This is a genomic window from Saccharopolyspora soli, from assembly GCF_022678645.1.
GTDB lineage: Bacteria > Actinomycetota > Actinomycetes > Mycobacteriales > Pseudonocardiaceae > Saccharopolyspora > Saccharopolyspora soli.
In genome coordinates this window covers 58,740-77,539 of the sequence record NZ_JALBWV010000027.1, presented here as the reverse complement: position 1 = coordinate 77,539, position 18,800 = coordinate 58,740, and the positions used below count along the sequence as shown (strand labels likewise).

At 70.1% G+C, this 18,800-nt stretch carries 18 protein-coding genes; 10 read left to right on the top strand and 8 right to left on the bottom strand.

The window, feature by feature from the left end; genetic code table 11:
* Nucleotide 1: 1 nt before the first annotated feature.
* Together MOQ72_RS21280 and MOQ72_RS21275 are read left to right on the top strand one after the other, a co-directional pair.
* Entirely contained in the window at nt 2–2,836 is a 2,835-nt protein-coding gene (locus tag MOQ72_RS21280; RefSeq protein ID WP_242185915.1) for a glycine cleavage T C-terminal barrel domain-containing protein, read from the top strand.
* Complete coding sequence (locus MOQ72_RS21275; RefSeq protein ID WP_242185906.1) at nt 2,823–3,458, top strand: sarcosine oxidase subunit gamma; 636 nt, start codon at nt 2,823–2,825, stop codon at nt 3,456–3,458. Before MOQ72_RS21280 ends, MOQ72_RS21275 begins: the two co-directional genes overlap by 14 nt.
* 74 nt (nt 3,459–3,532) lie before the next feature.
* Here MOQ72_RS21275 and MOQ72_RS21270 read toward each other — a convergent pair whose 3' ends face one another.
* The gene (locus MOQ72_RS21270) at nt 3,533–4,726 is read right to left on the bottom strand and encodes an NAD(P)/FAD-dependent oxidoreductase (protein WP_242185904.1); all 1,194 of its coding nucleotides are present in this window, start codon (nt 4,724–4,726) and stop codon (nt 3,533–3,535) included.
* A gap of 219 nt (nt 4,727–4,945) precedes the next feature.
* Between MOQ72_RS21270 and MOQ72_RS21265 the strand changes: the two genes are divergently transcribed.
* Entirely contained in the window at nt 4,946–5,689 is a 744-nt protein-coding gene (locus MOQ72_RS21265) for an IclR family transcriptional regulator (protein ID WP_242185902.1), read from the top strand.
* A gap of 102 nt (nt 5,690–5,791) precedes the next feature.
* On the opposite strand, the gene MOQ72_RS21260 is transcribed toward MOQ72_RS21265, so the two are convergent.
* On the bottom strand, nt 5,792–7,357 hold the full coding sequence (locus tag MOQ72_RS21260; RefSeq protein ID WP_242185900.1) for a Na+/H+ antiporter: 1,566 nt from the start codon (nt 7,355–7,357) through the stop codon (nt 5,792–5,794).
* Nucleotides 7,358–7,469: 112 nt separating this feature from the next.
* Between MOQ72_RS21260 and MOQ72_RS21255 the strand changes: the two genes are divergently transcribed.
* A complete protein-coding gene (locus MOQ72_RS21255) occupies nt 7,470–7,748 on the top strand; it encodes a UBP-type zinc finger domain-containing protein (protein ID WP_242185898.1) in 279 nt (92 codons plus the stop codon).
* Nucleotides 7,749–7,847: 99 nt separating this feature from the next.
* Here the strand turns inward: MOQ72_RS21255 and MOQ72_RS21250 are convergent, their stop codons facing one another.
* Together MOQ72_RS21250 and MOQ72_RS21245 are read right to left on the bottom strand one after the other, a co-directional pair.
* Complete coding sequence (locus MOQ72_RS21250) at nt 7,848–9,347, bottom strand: amino acid permease (RefSeq protein ID WP_242185896.1); 1,500 nt, start codon at nt 9,345–9,347, stop codon at nt 7,848–7,850.
* 92 nt (nt 9,348–9,439) lie between these two features.
* Complete coding sequence (locus tag MOQ72_RS21245; RefSeq protein WP_242185895.1) at nt 9,440–10,030, bottom strand: TetR/AcrR family transcriptional regulator; 591 nt, start codon at nt 10,028–10,030, stop codon at nt 9,440–9,442.
* 91 nt (nt 10,031–10,121) lie between these two features.
* Here MOQ72_RS21245 and MOQ72_RS21240 point away from each other — a divergent pair, with 91 nt between their 5' ends.
* On the top strand, nt 10,122–10,577 hold the full coding sequence (locus MOQ72_RS21240) for a nuclear transport factor 2 family protein (RefSeq protein WP_242185893.1): 456 nt from the start codon (nt 10,122–10,124) through the stop codon (nt 10,575–10,577).
* 15 nt (nt 10,578–10,592) lie between these two features.
* On the opposite strand, the gene MOQ72_RS21235 is transcribed toward MOQ72_RS21240, so the two are convergent.
* The gene (locus MOQ72_RS21235) at nt 10,593–11,153 is read right to left on the bottom strand and encodes a phosphonate degradation HD-domain oxygenase (protein ID WP_242185890.1); all 561 of its coding nucleotides are present in this window, start codon (nt 11,151–11,153) and stop codon (nt 10,593–10,595) included.
* A 102-nt stretch (nt 11,154–11,255) separates the two neighbouring features.
* Nucleotides 11,256–12,035 carry an IclR family transcriptional regulator gene (locus tag MOQ72_RS21230; RefSeq protein ID WP_242185888.1) on the bottom strand — a complete coding sequence of 260 codons (780 nt, stop codon included), beginning with the start codon at nt 12,033–12,035 and terminating at the stop codon, nt 11,256–11,258.
* 99 nt (nt 12,036–12,134) lie between these two features.
* Between MOQ72_RS21230 and MOQ72_RS21225 the strand changes: the two genes are divergently transcribed.
* From MOQ72_RS21225 to MOQ72_RS21210, 4 genes are all read left to right on the top strand, one after another.
* Entirely contained in the window at nt 12,135–12,668 is a 534-nt protein-coding gene (locus MOQ72_RS21225; RefSeq protein WP_242185886.1) for a thioesterase family protein, read from the top strand.
* A gap of 49 nt (nt 12,669–12,717) precedes the next feature.
* Nucleotides 12,718–13,878 carry an acyl-CoA dehydrogenase family protein gene (locus MOQ72_RS21220; RefSeq protein WP_242185885.1) on the top strand — a complete coding sequence of 387 codons (1,161 nt, stop codon included), beginning with the start codon at nt 12,718–12,720 and terminating at the stop codon, nt 13,876–13,878.
* 66 nt (nt 13,879–13,944) lie between these two features.
* On the top strand, nt 13,945–15,975 hold the full coding sequence (locus MOQ72_RS21215; protein WP_242185882.1) for an acetate--CoA ligase family protein: 2,031 nt from the start codon (nt 13,945–13,947) through the stop codon (nt 15,973–15,975).
* On the top strand, nt 15,968–16,753 hold the full coding sequence (locus MOQ72_RS21210) for a carnitinyl-CoA dehydratase (protein WP_242185881.1): 786 nt from the start codon (nt 15,968–15,970) through the stop codon (nt 16,751–16,753). The genes MOQ72_RS21215 and MOQ72_RS21210 overlap by 8 nt, the downstream gene beginning before the upstream one ends.
* Nucleotides 16,754–16,767: 14 nt before the next feature.
* On the opposite strand, the gene MOQ72_RS21205 is transcribed toward MOQ72_RS21210, so the two are convergent.
* On the bottom strand, nt 16,768–17,184 hold the full coding sequence (locus MOQ72_RS21205; protein WP_242185879.1) for a hypothetical protein: 417 nt from the start codon (nt 17,182–17,184) through the stop codon (nt 16,768–16,770).
* Nucleotides 17,185–17,589: 405 nt separating this feature from the next.
* On the opposite strand from MOQ72_RS21205, the gene MOQ72_RS21200 reads away from it, so the two are divergent.
* Nucleotides 17,590–18,030, top strand: coding sequence for a hypothetical protein (locus MOQ72_RS21200; protein WP_242185877.1), 441 nt, complete (start codon nt 17,590–17,592; stop codon nt 18,028–18,030).
* Here the strand turns inward: MOQ72_RS21200 and MOQ72_RS21195 are convergent.
* A complete protein-coding gene (locus MOQ72_RS21195) occupies nt 17,978–18,757 on the bottom strand; it encodes a cupin domain-containing protein (protein ID WP_242185875.1) in 780 nt (259 codons plus the stop codon). The genes MOQ72_RS21200 and MOQ72_RS21195 overlap by 53 nt on opposite strands.
* Nucleotides 18,758–18,800 lie beyond the last annotated feature (43 nt).

Here is an 18,800-nt window from a genome sequence, read left to right as displayed (position 1 = left end):
CATGAGACGCCTCGGCACGGGTGGTCGCATCGACCGCACCCGCACCCTGTGGTTCACCTTCGACGGCATCGAGCTCACCGGACACCCCGGCGACACGCTCGCCTCGGCGCTGCTGGCGAATGGCCGGATCGAGGTCGGGCCGTCGATCTACCGCGACCGTCCGCGCGGCATCGTCACCGCCGACTGCACCGAGCCGAACGCGCTGGTGCAGGTGCTGGGCGGCGGCCCGGAGCCGCTGGTGCCCGCGACCCAGCTGGAGCTCCACAACGGGTTGCAGGTGGCGGGCCTGTCCGGCATCGGGTGGCTCAGCAACGCCCCTGATCCCACGGTCTTCGACAAGAAATACGTGCACGCCGACGTCGTCGTGGTCGGCGCCGGGCCCGCCGGGATCGCCGCAGCGCTGGCGGCCGGGCGCAGCGGCGCGCGGGTGCTGCTGGTCGAACAGGGCCGCGAGCTCGGCGGGTCGCTGCTGGACGGCGGCGAGCGCATCGACGGCCGGTCGGCTGACGAGTGGATCTCCCGCGCGGTCCGGGAATTCGTCGACCTCCCGGAGGTGCGGGTGCTCACCCGCGCCACTGCGGTGGGCCACTACGACCACAACTACGTCCATATCGCCGAGCGCCGCCACAACCGCCAGCGGTTGTGGCACGTGCGGGCCCGGCGCGTCGTGCTGGCCACCGGCGCGCACGAGCGCCCGATGGTCTTCGCCGACAACGATCGACCGGGCATCATGCTCGCCTCGGCGGTGCGCAGCTACCTCAAGCGGTTCGCCGTGCTGCCAGGCCAGGACGCCGTCGTGGTGACCACGTCCGACAGCGCCTACCTGACGGCCTTCGACTTGGCCGCTGCGGGCGGGCGGGTCCGTGCGGTCGTCGACACCCGGCCGGAACCGCCGAGGCGGTTGGTCGAGCAGGCTCGTTCGCTGGGTGCGCGGGTGTTCACCGGCTCAGCCGTCGTCGGCACGACCGGGGACCGGCGGATCTCGGCCGCACGGGTCGCCGCGATCGACAGCGACGGACTGCTCACCGGGACACCGGTGGACGTCAGTTGCGATCTCCTGGCGGTCTGCGGCGGTTGGAGCCCCGCCGTGCACCTGTTCAGCCAGGCTGGCGGCACGCTGCGCTGGGACCAGTTGGTGGCCGGGTTCGTGCCGGAGCAGAAAGCCGGGCTGCCCAAGGTGATCGGGGCCGCGCGGGGTACCTACGACCTCGCCGGTTGCCTCGCCCAGGGCCTGTCGGCCGGAGCCGAGGCAGCGACCGCCAGCGGCTTCCGGATCGCCGCGCCACCGGTTCCGCCGGTGACCGGGGACCGGCCCCTCGCCCAGCCGCGTCCGCTGTGGCTGGTACCAGCGGAGTCTGGTGACCCAGCACAGTGGACGGACCATTTCGTCGACTTGCAAAGGGATTCCACGGTCGCCGACGTCTGGCGCGCGGTTGGCGCTGGGATGCGCTCGGTCGAGCACGTCAAGCGTTACACCACCATCGGCACCGGCAGCGACCAGGGCAAGACCGCCGCGGTGAACGCCATCGGCATCATCGCCGACGCACTGCTGGCCGAATCGCCGGGCGACGTCGGCACCACGACGTTCCGACCGCCCTACACGCCGGTGTCGTTCGCGCTGCTGGCGGGACGTGATCGGGGCCCGTTGCACGACCCGGTGCGCACCACCCCGATGCACTCCTGGCACGTGGCGCACGGCGCTGAGTTCGAGAACGTCGGACAGTGGAAGCGGCCCTGGTACTACCCGCGCCCCGGCGAGGACATGGCGGCTGCGGTGCGCCGGGAATGCCTGGCGGCGCGCACCGGGGTGGCGATGCAGGACGCCACGACGCTCGGCAAGATCGAGATCGTCGGGCCGGACGCGCCGGAGTTCCTGAACCGGATCTACACCAACGCCTTCGCCAAGCTGCCGGTCGGCAAGGCTCGCTACGGCGTGATGTGCACTGCCGACGGGATGGTCTTGGACGACGGGGTGTCGATGCGGCTGGCCGACGACCGCTACCTGATGAGCACCACGACCGGCAATGCCGCGGTGGTGCTGGAGTGGCTGGAGGAGTGGTTGCAGACCGAGTGGCCGCACCTTGCGGTGCACTGCACCTCGGTGACCGAGCAGTGGGCCACGGTGGCGGTGGTCGGGCCGGACTCCCGCGAGGTGGTGGCCCGGCTGGCGCCGGACCTGGACGTCTCGGCCGCGGCATTCGGATTCATGGAGTTCCGGGAAACCGTGCTGCGCAACGGGATCGCGGCCCGGATCTGCCGGATCTCGTTCTCCGGCGAGCTGGCCTTCGAGATCAACGTGGCCGCCTGGTACGGCTTGGCGCTGTGGGAGGCGGTGCACGAGGCGGGCCAGGACCTCGGCATCACGCCCTACGGCACCGAGACCATGCACGTGCTGCGGGCGGAGAAGGGGTTCGTGATCGTCGGGCAGGACACCGACGGGACCGTGACGCCGCACGACCTGGGCATGGACTGGGTGGTGTCGAAGCGCAAGGACTTCGTCGGCAAGCGTTCGTTCACCCGGCCCGACACCGCGCGCGGCGACCGCAAGCAACTGGTCGGGCTGCTGCCGGTGGATCCAGCGGAACTGCTGCCGGAAGGCGCGCACCTGGTGGAGCCCGGCGTGCCGCTGGAGCCACCGGTGCCGATGCTCGGGCACATCACCTCCAGCTACCGCAGCGCGATCCTGGACCGGACCTTCGCGATGGCCCTGGTCCGCGGCGGTCAGCAGCGCATCGGCGAGGTGCTGCACGTGCCGGTCGACGGCCGGTCGATCCCGGTCGAGGTGACCAAGCCGGTGTTCTACGACGAGGAAGGAGCCCGCCGTGACGGTCGCTAGTCCAGCCGGTCCCAGGATCGGCACCCTGTCCCTGCGGCGCAGCCCGCTGGCAGGCCGCGCGGCGGAGCTCGCGGCGCACGGCGCCGACGGGCCGCGTGGTGTGCGAATGGCCGAGGAGCCGTTCTTGACCCAGGTGAACCTGCGGGTGCACGCGGGCAGCCCGGCGGTGGCGAGGATCGAGCACGCGCTGGACCTGGCGCTGCCGCACCACGAACCGAACCTGGTCTCCGGCGACGAGCACGGTGCGGCGCTGTGGCTCGGCCCGGACGAGTGGCTGCTGGTGGCCCCGGACGGCCACGCGGATCAGCTGGTCGCATCGGCGCGCAATGCCCTCGCGGACTCCCTCGGTTCCACAGTGGACGTTTCCGCGAACCGCACCACGATGCGCCTGTCCGGCCCGATGGCCCGCGAAGTCCTGGAGAAGATCTGCTCCCTGGACCTGCACCCCAGCGCCTTCACGCCGGGCCACTGCGCCCAAACGATGCTCGGCAGAACCCAAGCGATCCTCTGGCAACTGAACCCAGAACCCACCTACCGAATCCTGGTCCGCAACTCCTTCGCGAACTACCTAGCGGACCTCCTCCTAGACGCCGTGCACGAGTTCGAACCACCCACTCGTTGAACGACCGAAGGGCACCTTTGACCGGCATAGTCGGTCAAAGGTGCCCTTCACTCCTCATCCATCCGCGCCGCCCGCTAGCGGGAGGGGATCGGGGTTGCTGGGGGTGACAGCGTGGTGCTGAGGCGGCGGCGGTGGGCAGCGAACTGCTTCGGGCTGTTCATCGCGAACACCGCCACCGTTCGGCCGCCGCGCTGGTACGTCGCGACGAACCGGCGGGACTTCAGCGAGCCGTCCACGATGGTGATCCGGTCCTTCGGCCCCGCGTACCCGGCGAACTGCAGCGTCGAACCGTATTGCCGCGACCAGAAATGCGGCACCTCGGTGTAGGCGGCCACGGTCCGCCCGGCGAGCAGGTTGCGCACTGCGATCGGCGGCTGGTTCATCGCGGTTGACCAGTGGTCGCTGCGCACCGTGTGCGACCGGTGCACCGGCTGGTACCGGGCGATGTCGCCAACTGCCACCACATTCGGCAGCGACGTGACGCACCCGGAGTCGGTGACGACGCCGTCGCGCAGCTTCAACCCGGAGCCGCGCAGCCAACGCGTGGCAGGTTCCGCGCCGACCTCGACGACCACCGCGTCGGCCGGGACAACCCGACCGTCCGCGAGTTCCACGCCGGTGACCCGGTCGTCGGAGAGCACCCGCGCGGCGGGCGTTCCGCACCGCACCCGCACCCCGTAGTCCTCGTGCTGCGCGACGCACAGCGGTGCCAGCTCGATGCCCAGGGTCCGCGCCAACGGCAGGTGCTGGGCGTCGACCAGCGTCACTTCGGCGCCGAGGGACCGGCAGGTGGAGGCGATCTCGGCACCGATCAGCCCGCCGCCGACGACCACCACCCGCGCCCCGGCGTGGATCTCGGCGCGCAGTGCCAGCGCGTCGTCGATGGTCCCCAGCCGATGGCTTCCGGGGGCGTCCTCGGTGCCCGGCAGGCCCAACCGAGTCGAACCGGTGGCCAGGACGATGCCGTCGGCGCGGACCTCGCTGCCGTCGGCCAGCGCGACCGCGCCGCGCCGGGTGTCCAGCCGGACCGCGGCGGTGCCCAACCGCCACTCGGCGGCGAGATCGGCTTCTTCCTGTTCGCTGGCCAGGGTGAGATCCTCCGGCTGCAACGTCCCCGCCAGGAACTCCTTGGACAGCGGCGGCCGGTCGTAGGGCCGGTGCGCTTCCGCGCCGATGATCACCAACCGCCCGTCGAAGCCCTGCTCGCGCAGTTCCTGCGCCGCTCGCCAGCCAGCCACCGAGGAGCCGACGACGGCAACCGTGTTCATGCTTCGATCACGGCCGGTGCGGCGGCCCCCGTAAATGACAACAAGCCGACCTCCGTTGCACAATGAGGAACAGCGCGTAGTATGTGCAACAAATCTGACCCTTTTGTTGCGACAACGTCAAGAGGGACAACGGATGGTTCCGGTATGTGCACCTCGAACGGATACGGTTGACCGGTGGGTAGCGCAGCTGAGTCACGCGGAAGGAGTTCTGGCGCTCTGGTGCAGTCCGTTGATCGGGCTGTGACTGTCTTGGAACTGCTGGCGCGCAACGGAGAAGCCGGCATCACCGAGATCGCCGGGGAGCTGGGAGTACACAAGTCGACGGCCTCCCGGCTGGTCAGCGTGCTGGAAGCACGAGGTCTGGTGGAGCAGCTCGGAGAACGCGGCAAGTACGCGATCGGCTTCGGCATCGTGCGGCTCGCCGGGGCGGCGACCGAGCGGATGGACCTGCCTCGGCTGGGTCGGCCGTTCTGCGAGCAGCTGGCCTCGGACCTCGGCGAAACGGTCAACATCGCGATCCGCGACAACGACGTCGCCATCAACATCAGCCAGGCTCGCGGCACCGCGGCCGTCACGGCGCACAACTGGGTCGGGCAGCGCACCCCGCTGCACGCGACATCCAGCGGCAAGGTGCTGCTGGCGCACGCGCCGCGGGATGACCAGGACGAGTTGTTGGTACGGCCGCTGGAGCGGTACACGACTCGCACTGTCACCAATGCGAGCGAGTTGCGCAAGGATTTCGAGCTGATCGTCCGCGATGGATACGCGACCAGCTACGAGGAACTCGAGCTCGGGCTCAACGCGGCGGCCGTCGCGGTGCACAACCACGAGGGTGACGTGATCGCCGCGCTGAGCGCCTCCGGCCCGTCGTACCGCTTCTCGCGCAAGCGGATGCGCGACGTGGTCGGCGCGATGCGGGTGGCCGCCAAGGAACTCTCGTCCCAACTCGGCTTCCTAGCCTAGGTGGTGCGCAACGACAACGACGAGGTGAGGGGCACCCTTTACCAAGTAAGTTGGTAAAGGGTGCCCCTCACTCTTCACCCGAACGGGGTGCGCAGCGGCGGGTCAGTCGCGGGAGAGCCAGAGTTCTTCCAGGTCGAGTTGGTGCATGACGCGGCGCAGCACCTCGTCGTCGATGCGGCGGTTGTCGCGGAACTGGACGAAGACCGCGCGCTCGGCGGCCAGCATCTCGGCTCGCAGACGGCGGTAGGCCGCGGTCGGGCTCTCGCCGAGTTCGTCCGCCGACCGGCCGAGCCGTTCCCAGGCCCGGTTGCTGCGCTGCTCCGCCGACCGGCGTAGCCGCTGCGCGACATCGCCGGGCGGCTCGGATTCCGCGGTGAGCTCGTCGAGCCGTTCCCGCGCGGCGCGGGCCGCGTTGTGCTGTGCCTCGGCTTCGGCGAGCGCATCGGTGTAGTCCTCGCTGCCCCGGACACCCAGGACGCCGATGAGCCAGGGCAGCGTGGTGCCGTGCAGCAGCAGCGTCGCCAGCGTCACGAAGAACGTCAGGAACAGCACCTCGTCGCGGTGCGGGAACGGCGCGCCGGTCAGCGTGGCGGTCGGGATCGCCGATGCGGCGGCCAGCGACACCACACCCCGCATCCCCGCCCACGACACGATCACCTTGTGCTCCCAGCTGGGACTGCGGCGCCGGAGGAGTTCCGGCAGGTACATCACCAGGAAGACCCACGCGCCGCGCGCCAGCACCAGCCCCGCGGTCAGCGCGGCTCCGGCGATCAGCAGCGGTCCGAAGTCGGTCGACACGCTCTCCGCGACGCTGCTCAACTGCAGGCCGATCAACGCGAACACGACAGCTTCCAGCAGGGTGTCGGCCGCGTTCCACACCGCCCGGTCCTGCAGCCGCGTCGCCGCGCTGCCCGACGGAGCGCGGTGTCCCAGGTAGAGCCCGGCGACCACGACGGCCAACACCCCGGAGGCGTGCGCTTCCTCGGCGACCAGGTAGGCCACGAACGGCACGATCAGCCCGACGGCGCTTTCCAGCATGTCGTCGCGCAGCAGCCGCCGAACCCGGTGCACGATCCAGCCGAGCGCGTAGCCGATCACCACGCCGCCCACTGTCGCCAGCACGAACATGCCCACCCCGGACAGCAGCGAGTAGCCGGTGCCGATCACGGCGGCCACCGCCACCCGGAAGGCGGTCAGCGCGGCAGCGTCGTTGACCAGGCTCTCGCCGCTGAGCACCGTCATGATCTTGCGCGGCAGCCCCAGCCGTCGGCCGATCGAGGTCGCCGCGACCGCGTCCGGCGGCGCGATCACCGCACCGAGCACCAGCGCCACACCCAGCGGCATGTCCGGCACCAGCCACCACGCGATGACCCCGGCGATCACCGTGCTGAACAGCACCAGCCCGAAGGCGAGCAACCCGATCGGTCGCAGGTTGGCGCGGATGCCGATGGTGGAGCTGTTCAACGCCGCGGAGTACAGCAGCGGCGGCAGGATCAGCAGCAGCACCACGTTCGGATCGATCGCGTAGTCCGGCACACCGGGAAGGGCCGACACGGCCAACCCCACCACGACGAGCGCCAACGGCTCGGAAAGCCCGACGCGGCGGGCGATGGCGGTGATGGCGAGAGCCCCGGCGAGCAGGGCCATCAGTGCGGGTAAGTCGTGCATGGTGCGCTCTCCGAGTACTGGGCGTCGCTGCGAAGGCCGCGACCAGTGGCTACGTTCGACATGACATTCTCGTTAGAGTCGCACGTAGCGCGCTCGCCACCAGGAGGGTCCGATGTCCAGTAGCTGTGCGCACCTGCTCGCGGCGGCCGACCGCGAGCCGACACCCAGCAGCGAGGACGGCTGCGAGGACTGCCTCGCCGCGGGCCTGCACGTGTGGGCGCACCTGCGGATGTGCACGCAGTGCGGGCACGTGGGGTGCTGCGACTCCAGCCCGAAGCGGCACGCCACCGCGCACTTCCACCAGACCGCCCACCCGGTGATCCGCTCCTTCGAACCGGGCGAGTCCTGGACCTGGTGCTACGTAGACGAACAGCTCGGCAGAGTCCACTGAAGGCCCGTTCCGCGTGGCGGTGCGGGTAGCGGAACCTCAGACGTCGTGAAAACTCCCCGGCGCCCGTGGTGGGTGCCGGGGAGTTTTCGGCCAGCCGGGTCAGATCTCTTCGGCGGCTTCTTCGATGGTTTCGCCCTTGCCCAGCCTGCTGTTGCGCTGGCTGTAGACGAAGTAGACGACCAGGCCGAGCAACATCCAGATGCCGAACCGGATCCAGGTCCAGCCCTCCAGGTTGAGCATCAGGTAGAAGCAGGCGACCGCCGCCAGGATCGGGATCACCGGCACCCACGGCACCCGGAAGGCCCGCGGCAGGTCCGGCCGGGTCCGGCGCAGCACCAGGACACCGATGGACACCAGCACGAAGGCGAACAGGGTGCCGATGTTGGTCATCTCGGCGAGCACGTCGATCGGGGTGAGCGAGGCGATGATCGCCACCACGACCCCGGTGATCAGCGTGATCCGGTACGGCGTGCGGTACTTCGGGTGCACCTTGGCGAACCACAGCGGCAGCAGGCCGTCCCGGCTCATCGCGAAGCCGACCCGCGCCTGGCCCAGCATCAGGATGAGGATCACCGTGGTCAGACCGGCGATGGCGCCCAGCGAGACCAGGCCGACCGCCCACGGCGCGCCGATCGCCTGGAACGCGGTGGCCATCGGCGCCGCGGTGTCCAGCTGGTCGTACTTGACGATGCCGGTCATCACCAGCGACACCAGCACGTAGAGCACCGAGCAGATGGCCAGCGAACCGAGGATGCCGATCGGCATGTCGCGCTGCGGTTTGCGGGTCTCCTCCGCGCCGCTGGCGACGATGTCGAAGCCGATGTAGGCGAAGAACACCAGCGCGGCACCGGCCACCAGGCCGCTGAGCCCGAACGATCCGACGTTGCCGAAGATGGCGTTCACCAGCGGCTCGTTCAGCACTGAGCCGCCCGTCCCCGGCTCGGCGGGCTGGTGCGGCGGGATGAACGGGCTCCAGTTGGCGGCTTTGATGAAGAACGCGCCGAAGATGATGAAGAACAGCACCACGAGCAGCTTGATCGCCACGATGACGTTGGTCACCGCGGCGCTGAGCCGGATGCCGACCACCAGCACCCCGGTCAGGATCAGCGCGATGACCGCGGCGGGCAGGTTCATCACGCCACCCGCACCGGGCGCGGCGGACAGTGCGTCGGGCACCGTGATGCCGATGGCGTCGAACGCTTCGACGAGGTACTGCGACCAGCCCACCGACACCGTCGAGGCGCCGATGATGAACTCCAGCATCAGGTCCCAGCCGATGATCCAGGCCAGGAACTCGCCCATCGACGCGTACGAGAACGTGTACGCGGACCCGGCGACCGGTACCACCGAGGCGAACTCGGCGTAGCACAGCGCTGCCAGGCCGCAGGCGATCCCGGAGATGACGAAGGAGATGGAGATGCCCGGCCCGGCGTCGGTGGCCGCGGCCACCCCGGTGAGCACGAAGATGCCGGTACCGATGATCGCGCCGATGCCGATCCCCAGCAGGTCCACTGCGCGCAACACGCGGCGCAGCCGGAATTCCGGGGCCTCGGCATCTCTAATGGACTGTTCGACGGACTTGACACGCATGATTGTCATTGGGTGGCCTCCTCACCCTGGTGCCCCAGCAGGTCGGGTTGTGGCCCGCTCGCGCCGCGCCGACGCATCTGAGGACAGGATTGTGCGTTGAATCACTTGGGGCAAGACGGACAAGTGCATCGTGAGGCACCCGTGATCAACGCCGCCGCGGCGACGCGGGCGGTGCGGGCCGGACCGGGGTCGCCGTTGACCGCGGCGGTGGCGGTCGCGCCGTCGACCAGGATCAGCAGTTGCTCGGCCAGCTCGTCGGGGTTCGGGACAGCCAGGTCGTCCACCAGTTTCCGCAGGTAGTGGCGCACTTCGTCCTTGTGGTCCCGAACCGCTCGGGCCACTCCCGGCGAACTGCTGCCCAGCTCGCCGAAGGAGTTGAGGAAGGCGCAGCCGCGGAAGCCGGGCTCGCCGAACCAGTCGTGCAGCCAGTCGAAGACCGCCAGCACGGCCTGGTCGGGGCGGTTGCTGTGCCGCGTGACGTATGTGGACAGTCTGGCGCGCCAGCGCCCGTCGCGGCGGCGCAGATATGCCTCCACCAGTTCATCCTTGGAGGCGAAGCACTGGTAGAGGCGTTTGAGCGACACCCCGGAGGCGGTGCGCAGTTCGGCCATGCCGACGGCCTGGATGCCGCGTTCGTAGAACAGGGCTTCAGCGGTGTCCAGCAGCTTCGACTCGGCCTCGTGGCGCTGCACGAAAACTCCCACGGTTGTCAGGAGAACGCTTGTTCTCTACCTTATCGGACAGTGCCGAGAACGACCGTTCTCCGTAGTGAGGAGTCCAACCATGTCCCGTCCGCCACTCCCGCCGTTCGACGAGCAGACCGCCGCCCAGAAGGTGCAGGCGGCAGAGGACGCCTGGAACACCTGCGATCCCGAGCGGGTCGCGTTGGCGTACACAACGGACTCCGTGTGGCGCAATCGCGACCGGTTCGTCACCGGCCGCGACGCGATCGTGGCGTTCTTGGGCGAGAAGTGGTCGCGCGAGCTGGATTACGCGCTGCGCAAGGAGCTGTGGAGCTTCCACGGCAACCGCATCGCGGTGCGCTTCCAGTACGAGTGCCACGACGCCGACGGGCAGTACTGGCGCAGCTACGGCAACGAGCTGTGGGAGTTCACCGAGGACGGGCTGATGCGGCGGCGCGAGGCCAGCATCAACGACGTCCCGATCACCGAGGCCGAGCGCCGGATCCTCGGCCCGCGCCCGGAATCGGAGCGAGGCGTCCTGCTGCCGATCCAGTGAGCAGCGTCGCGGCGATCACGCGTTGACCAGCGACTCCAGCAGCGGCCGGAAGTGTTCGAAGTCCGGGGTCGGGGCGTGCGGGTCCTTCGCCGCCTCGTCCCAGCGGCGCAGCTCGACGGCCGCCCGCGCGTGCGGGGACGCCTCGAAGTCGCGCACTTCCTGCTCGCTCATCGGGCCGCCCTGCAGCCGCAGGGTGTGCACCGACGTTTCGGAGAGCTTGTCGAAGTAGCCCGGCTCGACCGCGCAGAGGTAGCGCTTGGCCGCGACGTGCATCCGCACCGGCTCGCTGACCGATTCTTCGAACCAGCGCGCGAGCCAATCCGCGCCGTGGTCGTCGTGGTGGTCGTCGGTGTCCGCCGTCGGATCGGTGTCGGAGACCAAGCCGGGGAAGTGCCCGATGTCGTGCAGCAACGCGGCGGCGACCAGGTGGTCCGGGGCGCCCGCCGCCTCGGCGCGGGCACCGGCCTGCAACATGTGGGTGGCCGTGGTGACCCGCTCGCCCAGGTACTCCTTGCCGCCCGCGCCGTCGAACAGTTCGGCCAGGTGATCGATCGGATTCCGTTGCGTGGTGGTCATGCCCCGACCCTAGGTTTGCCCGCCCAAGTCCGAAGATGCCTCGACGTGAACCGGACCCGAACGGCTGGCGACAGGATTCGCTGGCTGGTGGCGAATTCGGCGTCAGGGCAGTGCGGTGGCGACTTCCGCGGCGGCTTTGCGGACGAGCGCGCCGAGTTCTGCGAAGCGGGACTGCGGTACCCGGTCTCGGGGGCCCCAGACGCTGACGATGGCGAAGGGACGGCGGCGGGCGTCCAGCACGGCTGCCGCGACGCCGTAGACCTGGGATTCCAGCTCGCCGACGCTCACGCTGTAGCCCTGCTCGCGGATTTCGGCCAGCTCGGCGCGCAGCGCGCCCTGGTCTGTTCGGGTCGTCGCGGTGTACTCCGCCAGCGGGACGGCGAGCATCGATTCGACCTCTTCTTCCGGCAGCCAGGCGAGAAACGCCTTGCCCGCGGACGTCGCGTGGATCGGCACCTGCCGCCCGAGCCACCGAGCGCTGAGCACCACCGGCGGAACCACTTCGTCCACATAGGTCAAACCGAGCCGCTGCGCCACGGCCAGGTTCGCGGTCTCGCCGGTCTCGCGGCTGAGCCGTTCCAGGACGTCGTGCGCGCGGCGCACCAAGCCGTCCACCCCCGCCGTCGCGGCCATCCGGGTGAGTGCGAAGCCGATCGAATAGCGGTTGGTCACCGGGTCCCGTTCGACCAGTCCGTGGTGCTCCAGGGTGGCCAGCAGCCGCCACGCGGTGGCCCGGTTCAGTTCGCATTCGACCGCGAGGTCCGCCACCGGCAGCCCGTCCGGGGCGCTCGCCGAGACCGCGTTGAGCAGTGCGACGGCGCGGTCCAAGGACTGCACGCGACCGCGGGATTCGTCCTGGTTGTGGACCGTTTCCACGCTCATGACGCCACCCTAGTCCGTCCGGCTGGGGCTTCTTGACGGTTGCTGGCCACTCTCGTAGCGTCGCATATTACGAACCATCGACGCACAATGTGAGATTACATGGAGCGAGTGGTTACCCCCTACGAAGGCAGCGGGCACCGTCGGTGGGACGACGCGGCGCAGATCCCGGCGCCGCTGCGGCTGCACCGGACCACGGTCAGCCCGCGGTGGGTGGACTACAACGGCCACCTGAGCGAGTCCTGCTACCTGCTGGTGTTCGGCGACAACTCGGACGCGTTCTTCCGCTACCTCGGCATCGACGAGCAGTACCGGGAAGACGGGCACTCGCTGTACACAGTGGAGACCCACATCCACCACCGGCGCGAGGTCGCCGAGGGCGAACCGCTGGCGCTGAGCCTGCGGGTGCTCGACCACGATGCGAAGCGGGTGCACATCTTCCACGAGATGCACCACGGCGACACCGAAGTCCTGCTGGCCACCGCCGAACAACTGCTGGTGCACGTCGACACGCGCCGGGGCGGGGCCAGCGAACTGCCACCCCACCTGCGGCGACGACTGGCCGCCATCCACCAGGCGCACGCGGCCCTGCCGGTCCCCGACGTGATCGGCCGCCCCATGGGCATCCGCCGCTGAGGTCCCGCTACCCGCAACGAGCCTGGAAACCGTCTCGGAGGAGCACACCGTGGATTTCGAGCTGACCGACGAGCAGCGGATGATCGTCGACACCGTGCGCAAGTTCGTGACCACCGAGCTGGAACCGCACGAGGACGAGGTGGAGCGCCTCGACGAGGTGCCGACCGAACTGGCGGAGCAGATCCGGGACAAGGCCGTCGAAGCCGGTCTCTACGCCGCCAACATGCCCGCCGAACTCGGCGGCGGAGGCTTGGACGCCACCGGCATCACGCTGGCCGAACGCGAACTCGGCCGCACCAGCTACGCGCTGCAGATGCTGGTCGCCCGGCCCAGCAACATCCTGCAGGCGTGCGAAGGCGAGCAGCGCGAGCGCTACCTGCTGCCCGCGATCCGGGGAGAACGGCACGACTGCCTGGCCATGACCGAGCCGGGCGCCGGCTCGGACGTGCGGTCCATGACCACCCGCGCGGTGCGCGACGGCGCCGACTACGTGCTCAACGGGACCAAGCACTTCATCAGCCACGCCGACACCGCCGACTTCGTCGTGCTGTTCGCCGCCACCGGCACCGAGCAGACCTCGCGCGGACCGAAGAACCTGATCACGGCGTTCCTGGTGGACCTCGACACCCCCGGATTGACCGTGCGGCGGGGCTCGGCGTGCGTGTCGCACCGCGGCTACCACCAGTGCGAACTCGCCTTCGCCGACTGCCGGGTGCCGGTCGCGCAGCGCCTCGGCGAGGAAGGCAGGGGCTTCGAGCTGATGGGCGAGTGGCTTGGCGCCAGTCGGCTCAGCGTGGCGGCGACCAGCGTCGGCCGGGGACGGCGGGTGCTGGAGATGGCCACCCGGTGGGCCGCCGAGCGCCAGCAGTTCGGCCAGCCGATCGGAAAGTTCCAGGGCGTCGGCTTCCAGCTCGCCGACATGGCCACCGAGCTGCACGCGGCAGAGCTGCTCACGCTGCGGGCGGCGGCGAAGCTGGACAGCGGCGGCATGACCGACCGGGACGCGGCGATGGCGAAGCTGTTCGCCTCCGAGGCGCTTGGCCGGATCACCGACCGAGCGCTGCAGATCTTCGGCGGCATGGGCCTGATGGCCGAACTGCCCGTCGAGCGGTTCTGGCGGGACGCCAGGGTCGAGCGGATCTGGGACGGCACCAGCGAAATCCAGCGCCACATCATCGCCCGCTCCCTGCTGCGCCCGCTGGGTGCGTGACCAGTGCGCGCTACGAGGGTTGACGCGGTGCCTGCTTCCCCGTCGCGAAAAGAAAATCTGCGCCGGATGCTGGCGCCTCGGCACATCGCGGTGTTCGGCGGGGACGCTGCTGCTGAGGCGATCCGGCAGTGCCGCCGGGTCGGTTTCGCCGGGCCGATCTGGCCGGTGCACCCGCGTCGCACCAGCATCGAAGACCTGCCCTGCTACCGAAGCGCGGCGGAACTGCCCGCCGCGCCGGACGCGGCTTTCGTCGCAGTGCCAAGGGAAGCCACGGTCGACGTGGTCGCCGATCTCGCGGTGCGCGGCGCCGGGGGAGTGGTGTGCCATGCCTCCGGATTCGCCGAACGCGGCACCGACGGCGCAGCTCTGCAACAAGAGCTGGTAGCCGCCGCCGCGGACATGGCGCTGATCGGCCCGAACTGCATCGGCACCCTCAACTACCTCGATGGCGCCGCGCTGTGGCCGGACCAGCACGGCGGAAACCGGGTGGCGCGCGGCGTCGCGGTGCTCACCCAGAGCGGCAACATCGGCCAGAACCTCACCATGCAGCGGCGATCGCTGCCGCTGGCCCAGCTGATCACCCTCGGCAACGGCGCGGTGACCGGGGTCGCGGACCTCGTCGAGGCCATGCTGGCGGATCCCCGAATCACCGCGATCGGCCTGCACCTGGAAGGCATCGACGACGTCGCGGGCCTGTCCCGAGTCGGCTTGTTGGCGCTGCGCAAGGGGATTCCGATCGTCGTGCTGAAATCGGGCAGCTCGGAGCTCGGCGCGCGGACCAACCTCAGCCACACCAGCTCGCTGGCCGGTTCCGACGTGCTCTGCGACGCGCTGTTCCGGCGGCTGGGCATGGCTCGGGTGCACCACGTGGAGGCGTTCGTGGAGACGCTGAAGTTCCTCCACGTGCACGGCGCGCTGACCGGCACCCGGATCACCTCCGCCAGCTGTTCCGGCGGCGAGGCGGCACTGGTCGCCGACCTCGCCGAACGGCACGGGCTGGAACTGCCGTCGTTCCCGGCAGACACCGAGCGGCGGCTGCGGCGGCTGCTCGGCGAGCGTGTCGCGGTGGCGAACCCGCTCGACTACCACACCTACATCTGGGGCGATCTACCAGCGCAAACGGCGTGCTTCACGGAACTGCTCGGTGCTGACTTCGACTGCCACCTGCTGCTGGTCGACTTCCCCCGCGAAGACCGCTGCGCCGACGGTCCCTGGGCGACGACGGCGGACGCCTTCCTGGCCGCGCACCAAGCGGTGGGCACGCCGGGTTGCGTGGTCAGCTCCCTGCCGGAAGGACTCCCGGAGTCGATCGGGCAGCGGCTGCTGAGCCAGGGCGTGGCCCCGATGCAAGGCGTCGCGGACTGCCTCGCGGCCATCGCCGCAGCGGCCGGAATCGGTGCCGCGCAGCGGAAAGCCGACGCGACAGCCCCGCTGGAGGGCCCGGCCGCGGTCACCGGTGAGCGGTACCAACTCGACGAGTGGGCAGCCAAGCGCGCATTGGCCACGGCCGGTCTCGCCGTCCCGCCAGGCGTCGTGACCAGCTCCGATGATGCGCCGGCAGCGGCCGTGCGGATCGGCTTCCCCGTTGTGGTCAAAGCGGTTTCTGCTGATCTGGCGCACAAGAGCGAAGTCGGGGGCGTGCGGCTGGGCCTGACCAGCGAGCAGCAGGTGCGGGACGCGGTCGCCGACATGGCCGCGCTGACCGACACCTTCCTGGTCGAGCGCATGATCGACGGCGTGGTAGCCGAGCTGATCGTGGGCGTGCACCGCGACCCGCAGTTCGGCCTGGCCCTGACCGTCGGCGCTGGCGGTGTCCTGGTGGAACTGGTGCGGGATTCCGTCACCCTGCTGCTCCCGGTGACCCGCGAGCAGATCCGGGACGCCCTGCGCGAACTGCGGATCTGGCCGCTGCTGGCCGGGTTCCGAGGACCGGGCGCCGATGTGGCCGCCGTGGTGGACGCGATCGCCGCGATCGTCGAACACGCGCGCGACAACGACCGGCTCGTGGAATTGGACGTGAACCCGCTGCTGGCGCTGTCGCGGGGCGCGGTGGCGGTGGACGTGCTGGTTCGACAGGCGAGGAGTGGCGATGACTGATCAGGTGCGGTTGGACGTCGACGGCGGGGTGCTCACCGTGACCCTGGACCGGCCGAAGGCCAACGCCATCGACGTGGCCACCAGCCACGCGCTGCACGCGGCGTTCGACCGCCTGCGGCGCGACGACTCGCTGCGGGTCGCGGTGCTGACCGGCGCGGGCGACCGGTTCTTCTCGGCGGGCTGGGACCTCAAGGCCGCCGCTGGCGGCGAGGCCATCGACGCCGACCACGGGCCGGGCGGCTTCGCCGGGCTGACCGAGTTCTTCGACCTGGACAAACCGGTGATCGCCGCGGTCAACGGACTGGCCCTGGGCGGCGGGTTCGAACTCGCGTTGGCCGCGGACCTGATCGTCGCCGCCGAGCACGCCGAGTTCGCGCTCACCGAGGTGACCCTCGGCATGGTCGCGGACTCCGGCGGCGTGCTCCGGTTGCCCAAGCGCCTCCCGCCGGTGGTGGCGAGCGAGTTGCTGCTGACCGGCCGCCGCATGGCGGCAGCCGAAGCGCGGCAGTGGGGCCTGGTAAACCGCGTCGTCCCGGCCGCCGAGCTGTTCGACGTGGCGATCGAGTTGGCCCAGCGGATCTGCTCGGCGGCCCCGTTGGCGATCGCCGCGGTCAAGGAGATCACCCGGCGAACGGCAGCCCTGGACGTCGAATCCGGCTACCGCCTGCTGCGCTCCGGAGACCTGCCGAACTACCAGGCGATGCTCGTCTCCGAAGACGCCAGGGAAGGGCCCCGAGCATTCGCCGAGCGGCGCCCACCACGCTGGACCGGGGCCTGAACTCCGGCTGGTGATCAGCTCTGCTTGGTCGTCGGGTTGCTGGTCCACTGCTCGTCGAGCGCTTCGGCGGCTGCGGTCTTGGTCTCCTGGTCCACCGCCTTGCTGACGTCCATCGACGGTTGCAGCAGGGTCTCCGGAGGCGGTGCCGCGGGTTCGAGATCCGGTCGGGTGCGTTCCCGCGGGCGCTGCGGCGGCATCGGTATCCGGGGGTGGGAAACCGCTGGCGGTGGCGGGTACGGGGGCGGCTGGCTAGCCGAGATGTAGAGGTTTTCCAGGATCAGCACGATGATCCCGACCACCAGCGCGCCGATCGCCAACCACAGGCCGGTCGGGTCGCCGCCGAACCACCACAGCCCACCCGCGACCCCGCAAGCGGCACCGGCCGCCATCGCCAACAGGTGGAACAGCAAGTGGACGGTGTAGCCCCTCACGACCCGATTACCTCCCCTGAATCGCGATCGTCGACGGTGCCGGTGGAAATCGGCGCGCCGGGAGAACACGCGCGCCGACCGCGGCCGGTTGCCCGGACATGCGCCAGATCACGTCGCGGTGCATCGGGATCGGCCGGACCCGAACTCGATGGTAGCTCCCGAGTCGGACGGTTTGCGTGGTCGACAGCGGGTTCGTCCGATCACGAACGCGAGCATTACGAACCTGATCGTTTTTCACCTGTTCGGGCGAGGGGGGTGGTTCGCGCCCAGCGGCCAGGACCGCCCCGACCTACGGTGAAACCCAAGGGCCACAGCAGAACCGGCAGTAGTGCGGTGCTGGTTCGCCGCTGGATGCGACTGTCGCTGAGAAGTGGGTGGTCGGCTACACCTTGGGGGGTGGTGCCGGTGATCAATTCACTGGCTGGGTTCGCAATGGCGGCCGCAGTCGGCATCGGCTCGATCATCGGAATGCTGGTCGTGATGTCCTGGGTGGAGCGGAGGATGCTCGGTTCCGGCGCGCCGCGCCGCGAACCGGCCCGCAGCAGACCTCGCGAAACCAGCAGGTTCGTCGCCGAATACCGACACCAGCGCGCCAGTTTGAACGCCCCGACGCGAACCCACCGCAACGCCCTGTCGGCCGTCTTCTCGGTGGTCGCCGTGGTGCTCGCCGTGTTCTCGGTCGGTTACGGGTCGATGCGGACGCCGTCCGAAGTGGTCCGCAGCCGTCGCCCGGTATCGGTCGGCGGCCCTGGCGCGATGCGCCGCCCCGGACCCCGGCACCTGTTCGACCGGCCTACAGGACGCGGAAGTCGGCGAAGTCGAAACCGGGCGAAACCACGCAGCTGACCAGCGTCTCGACCGTCGCCGCCGCGCTCGCGCACTGCCAGGTGCCAGCCGGGATCACTGCTTGGGGCACCTGCCCGGCACCCGCGCCGAGCACGAACTGCTCGGGCTCGGCGACCGGGCGCGGGCCGTCGCCGCCCAGCGAGAGGGTCAGCGGCCCGCCCCGGTGCCACAGCCACAGCTCGTCGGAAGCCACCGTGTGCCAGGTGGAACGCTGACCGGGCGGGAGCAGGAAGTAGATCGCCGTCGCGGTCGGCCGGGTGCCGCCGGGCCGCTCGACCTCGACCGGGCTGGTCCAGGTTCGGCGGTACCAGCCGCCTTCCGGGTGGGGGAGCAGATCGAATTCCTCGGCGGTGCGGCTGCGCGTCTCCAAGGCCAGGAAACGGCCCGCCGCATCGCGCCGCGCGTACCGGACGCCGATCACCGCGTCGCGCTCCAGCGGCCCGTAGACGTGCGGGAACAGCACGTCCACGGGCACGCCGTCCGGTGGCGCCGGATTCGCGGCTTCCCAGCGCACCGGCGCCGAGAGCTTCGCCGGGTCCAGTTCCAGCGCCACCATCGGCTCGGCCGCTTCGCGGTACAGGGTGTTGGCCACCGCGAGCGTGGTGCGTACGTCCGGCGAGCAGTGCACGAACCCCTCGCCGTCGAGGCTGGCGGCGCGGATGGGGGCGGCTCGGTCGGCGTGGAAGGTGCTCAGCGGCAGCAGGTGCAGCAGGTGAGATCCAGTCACGCCCGACAGTCTCTCCCGCCCACCCCGGTCGGCGCGATCAGGC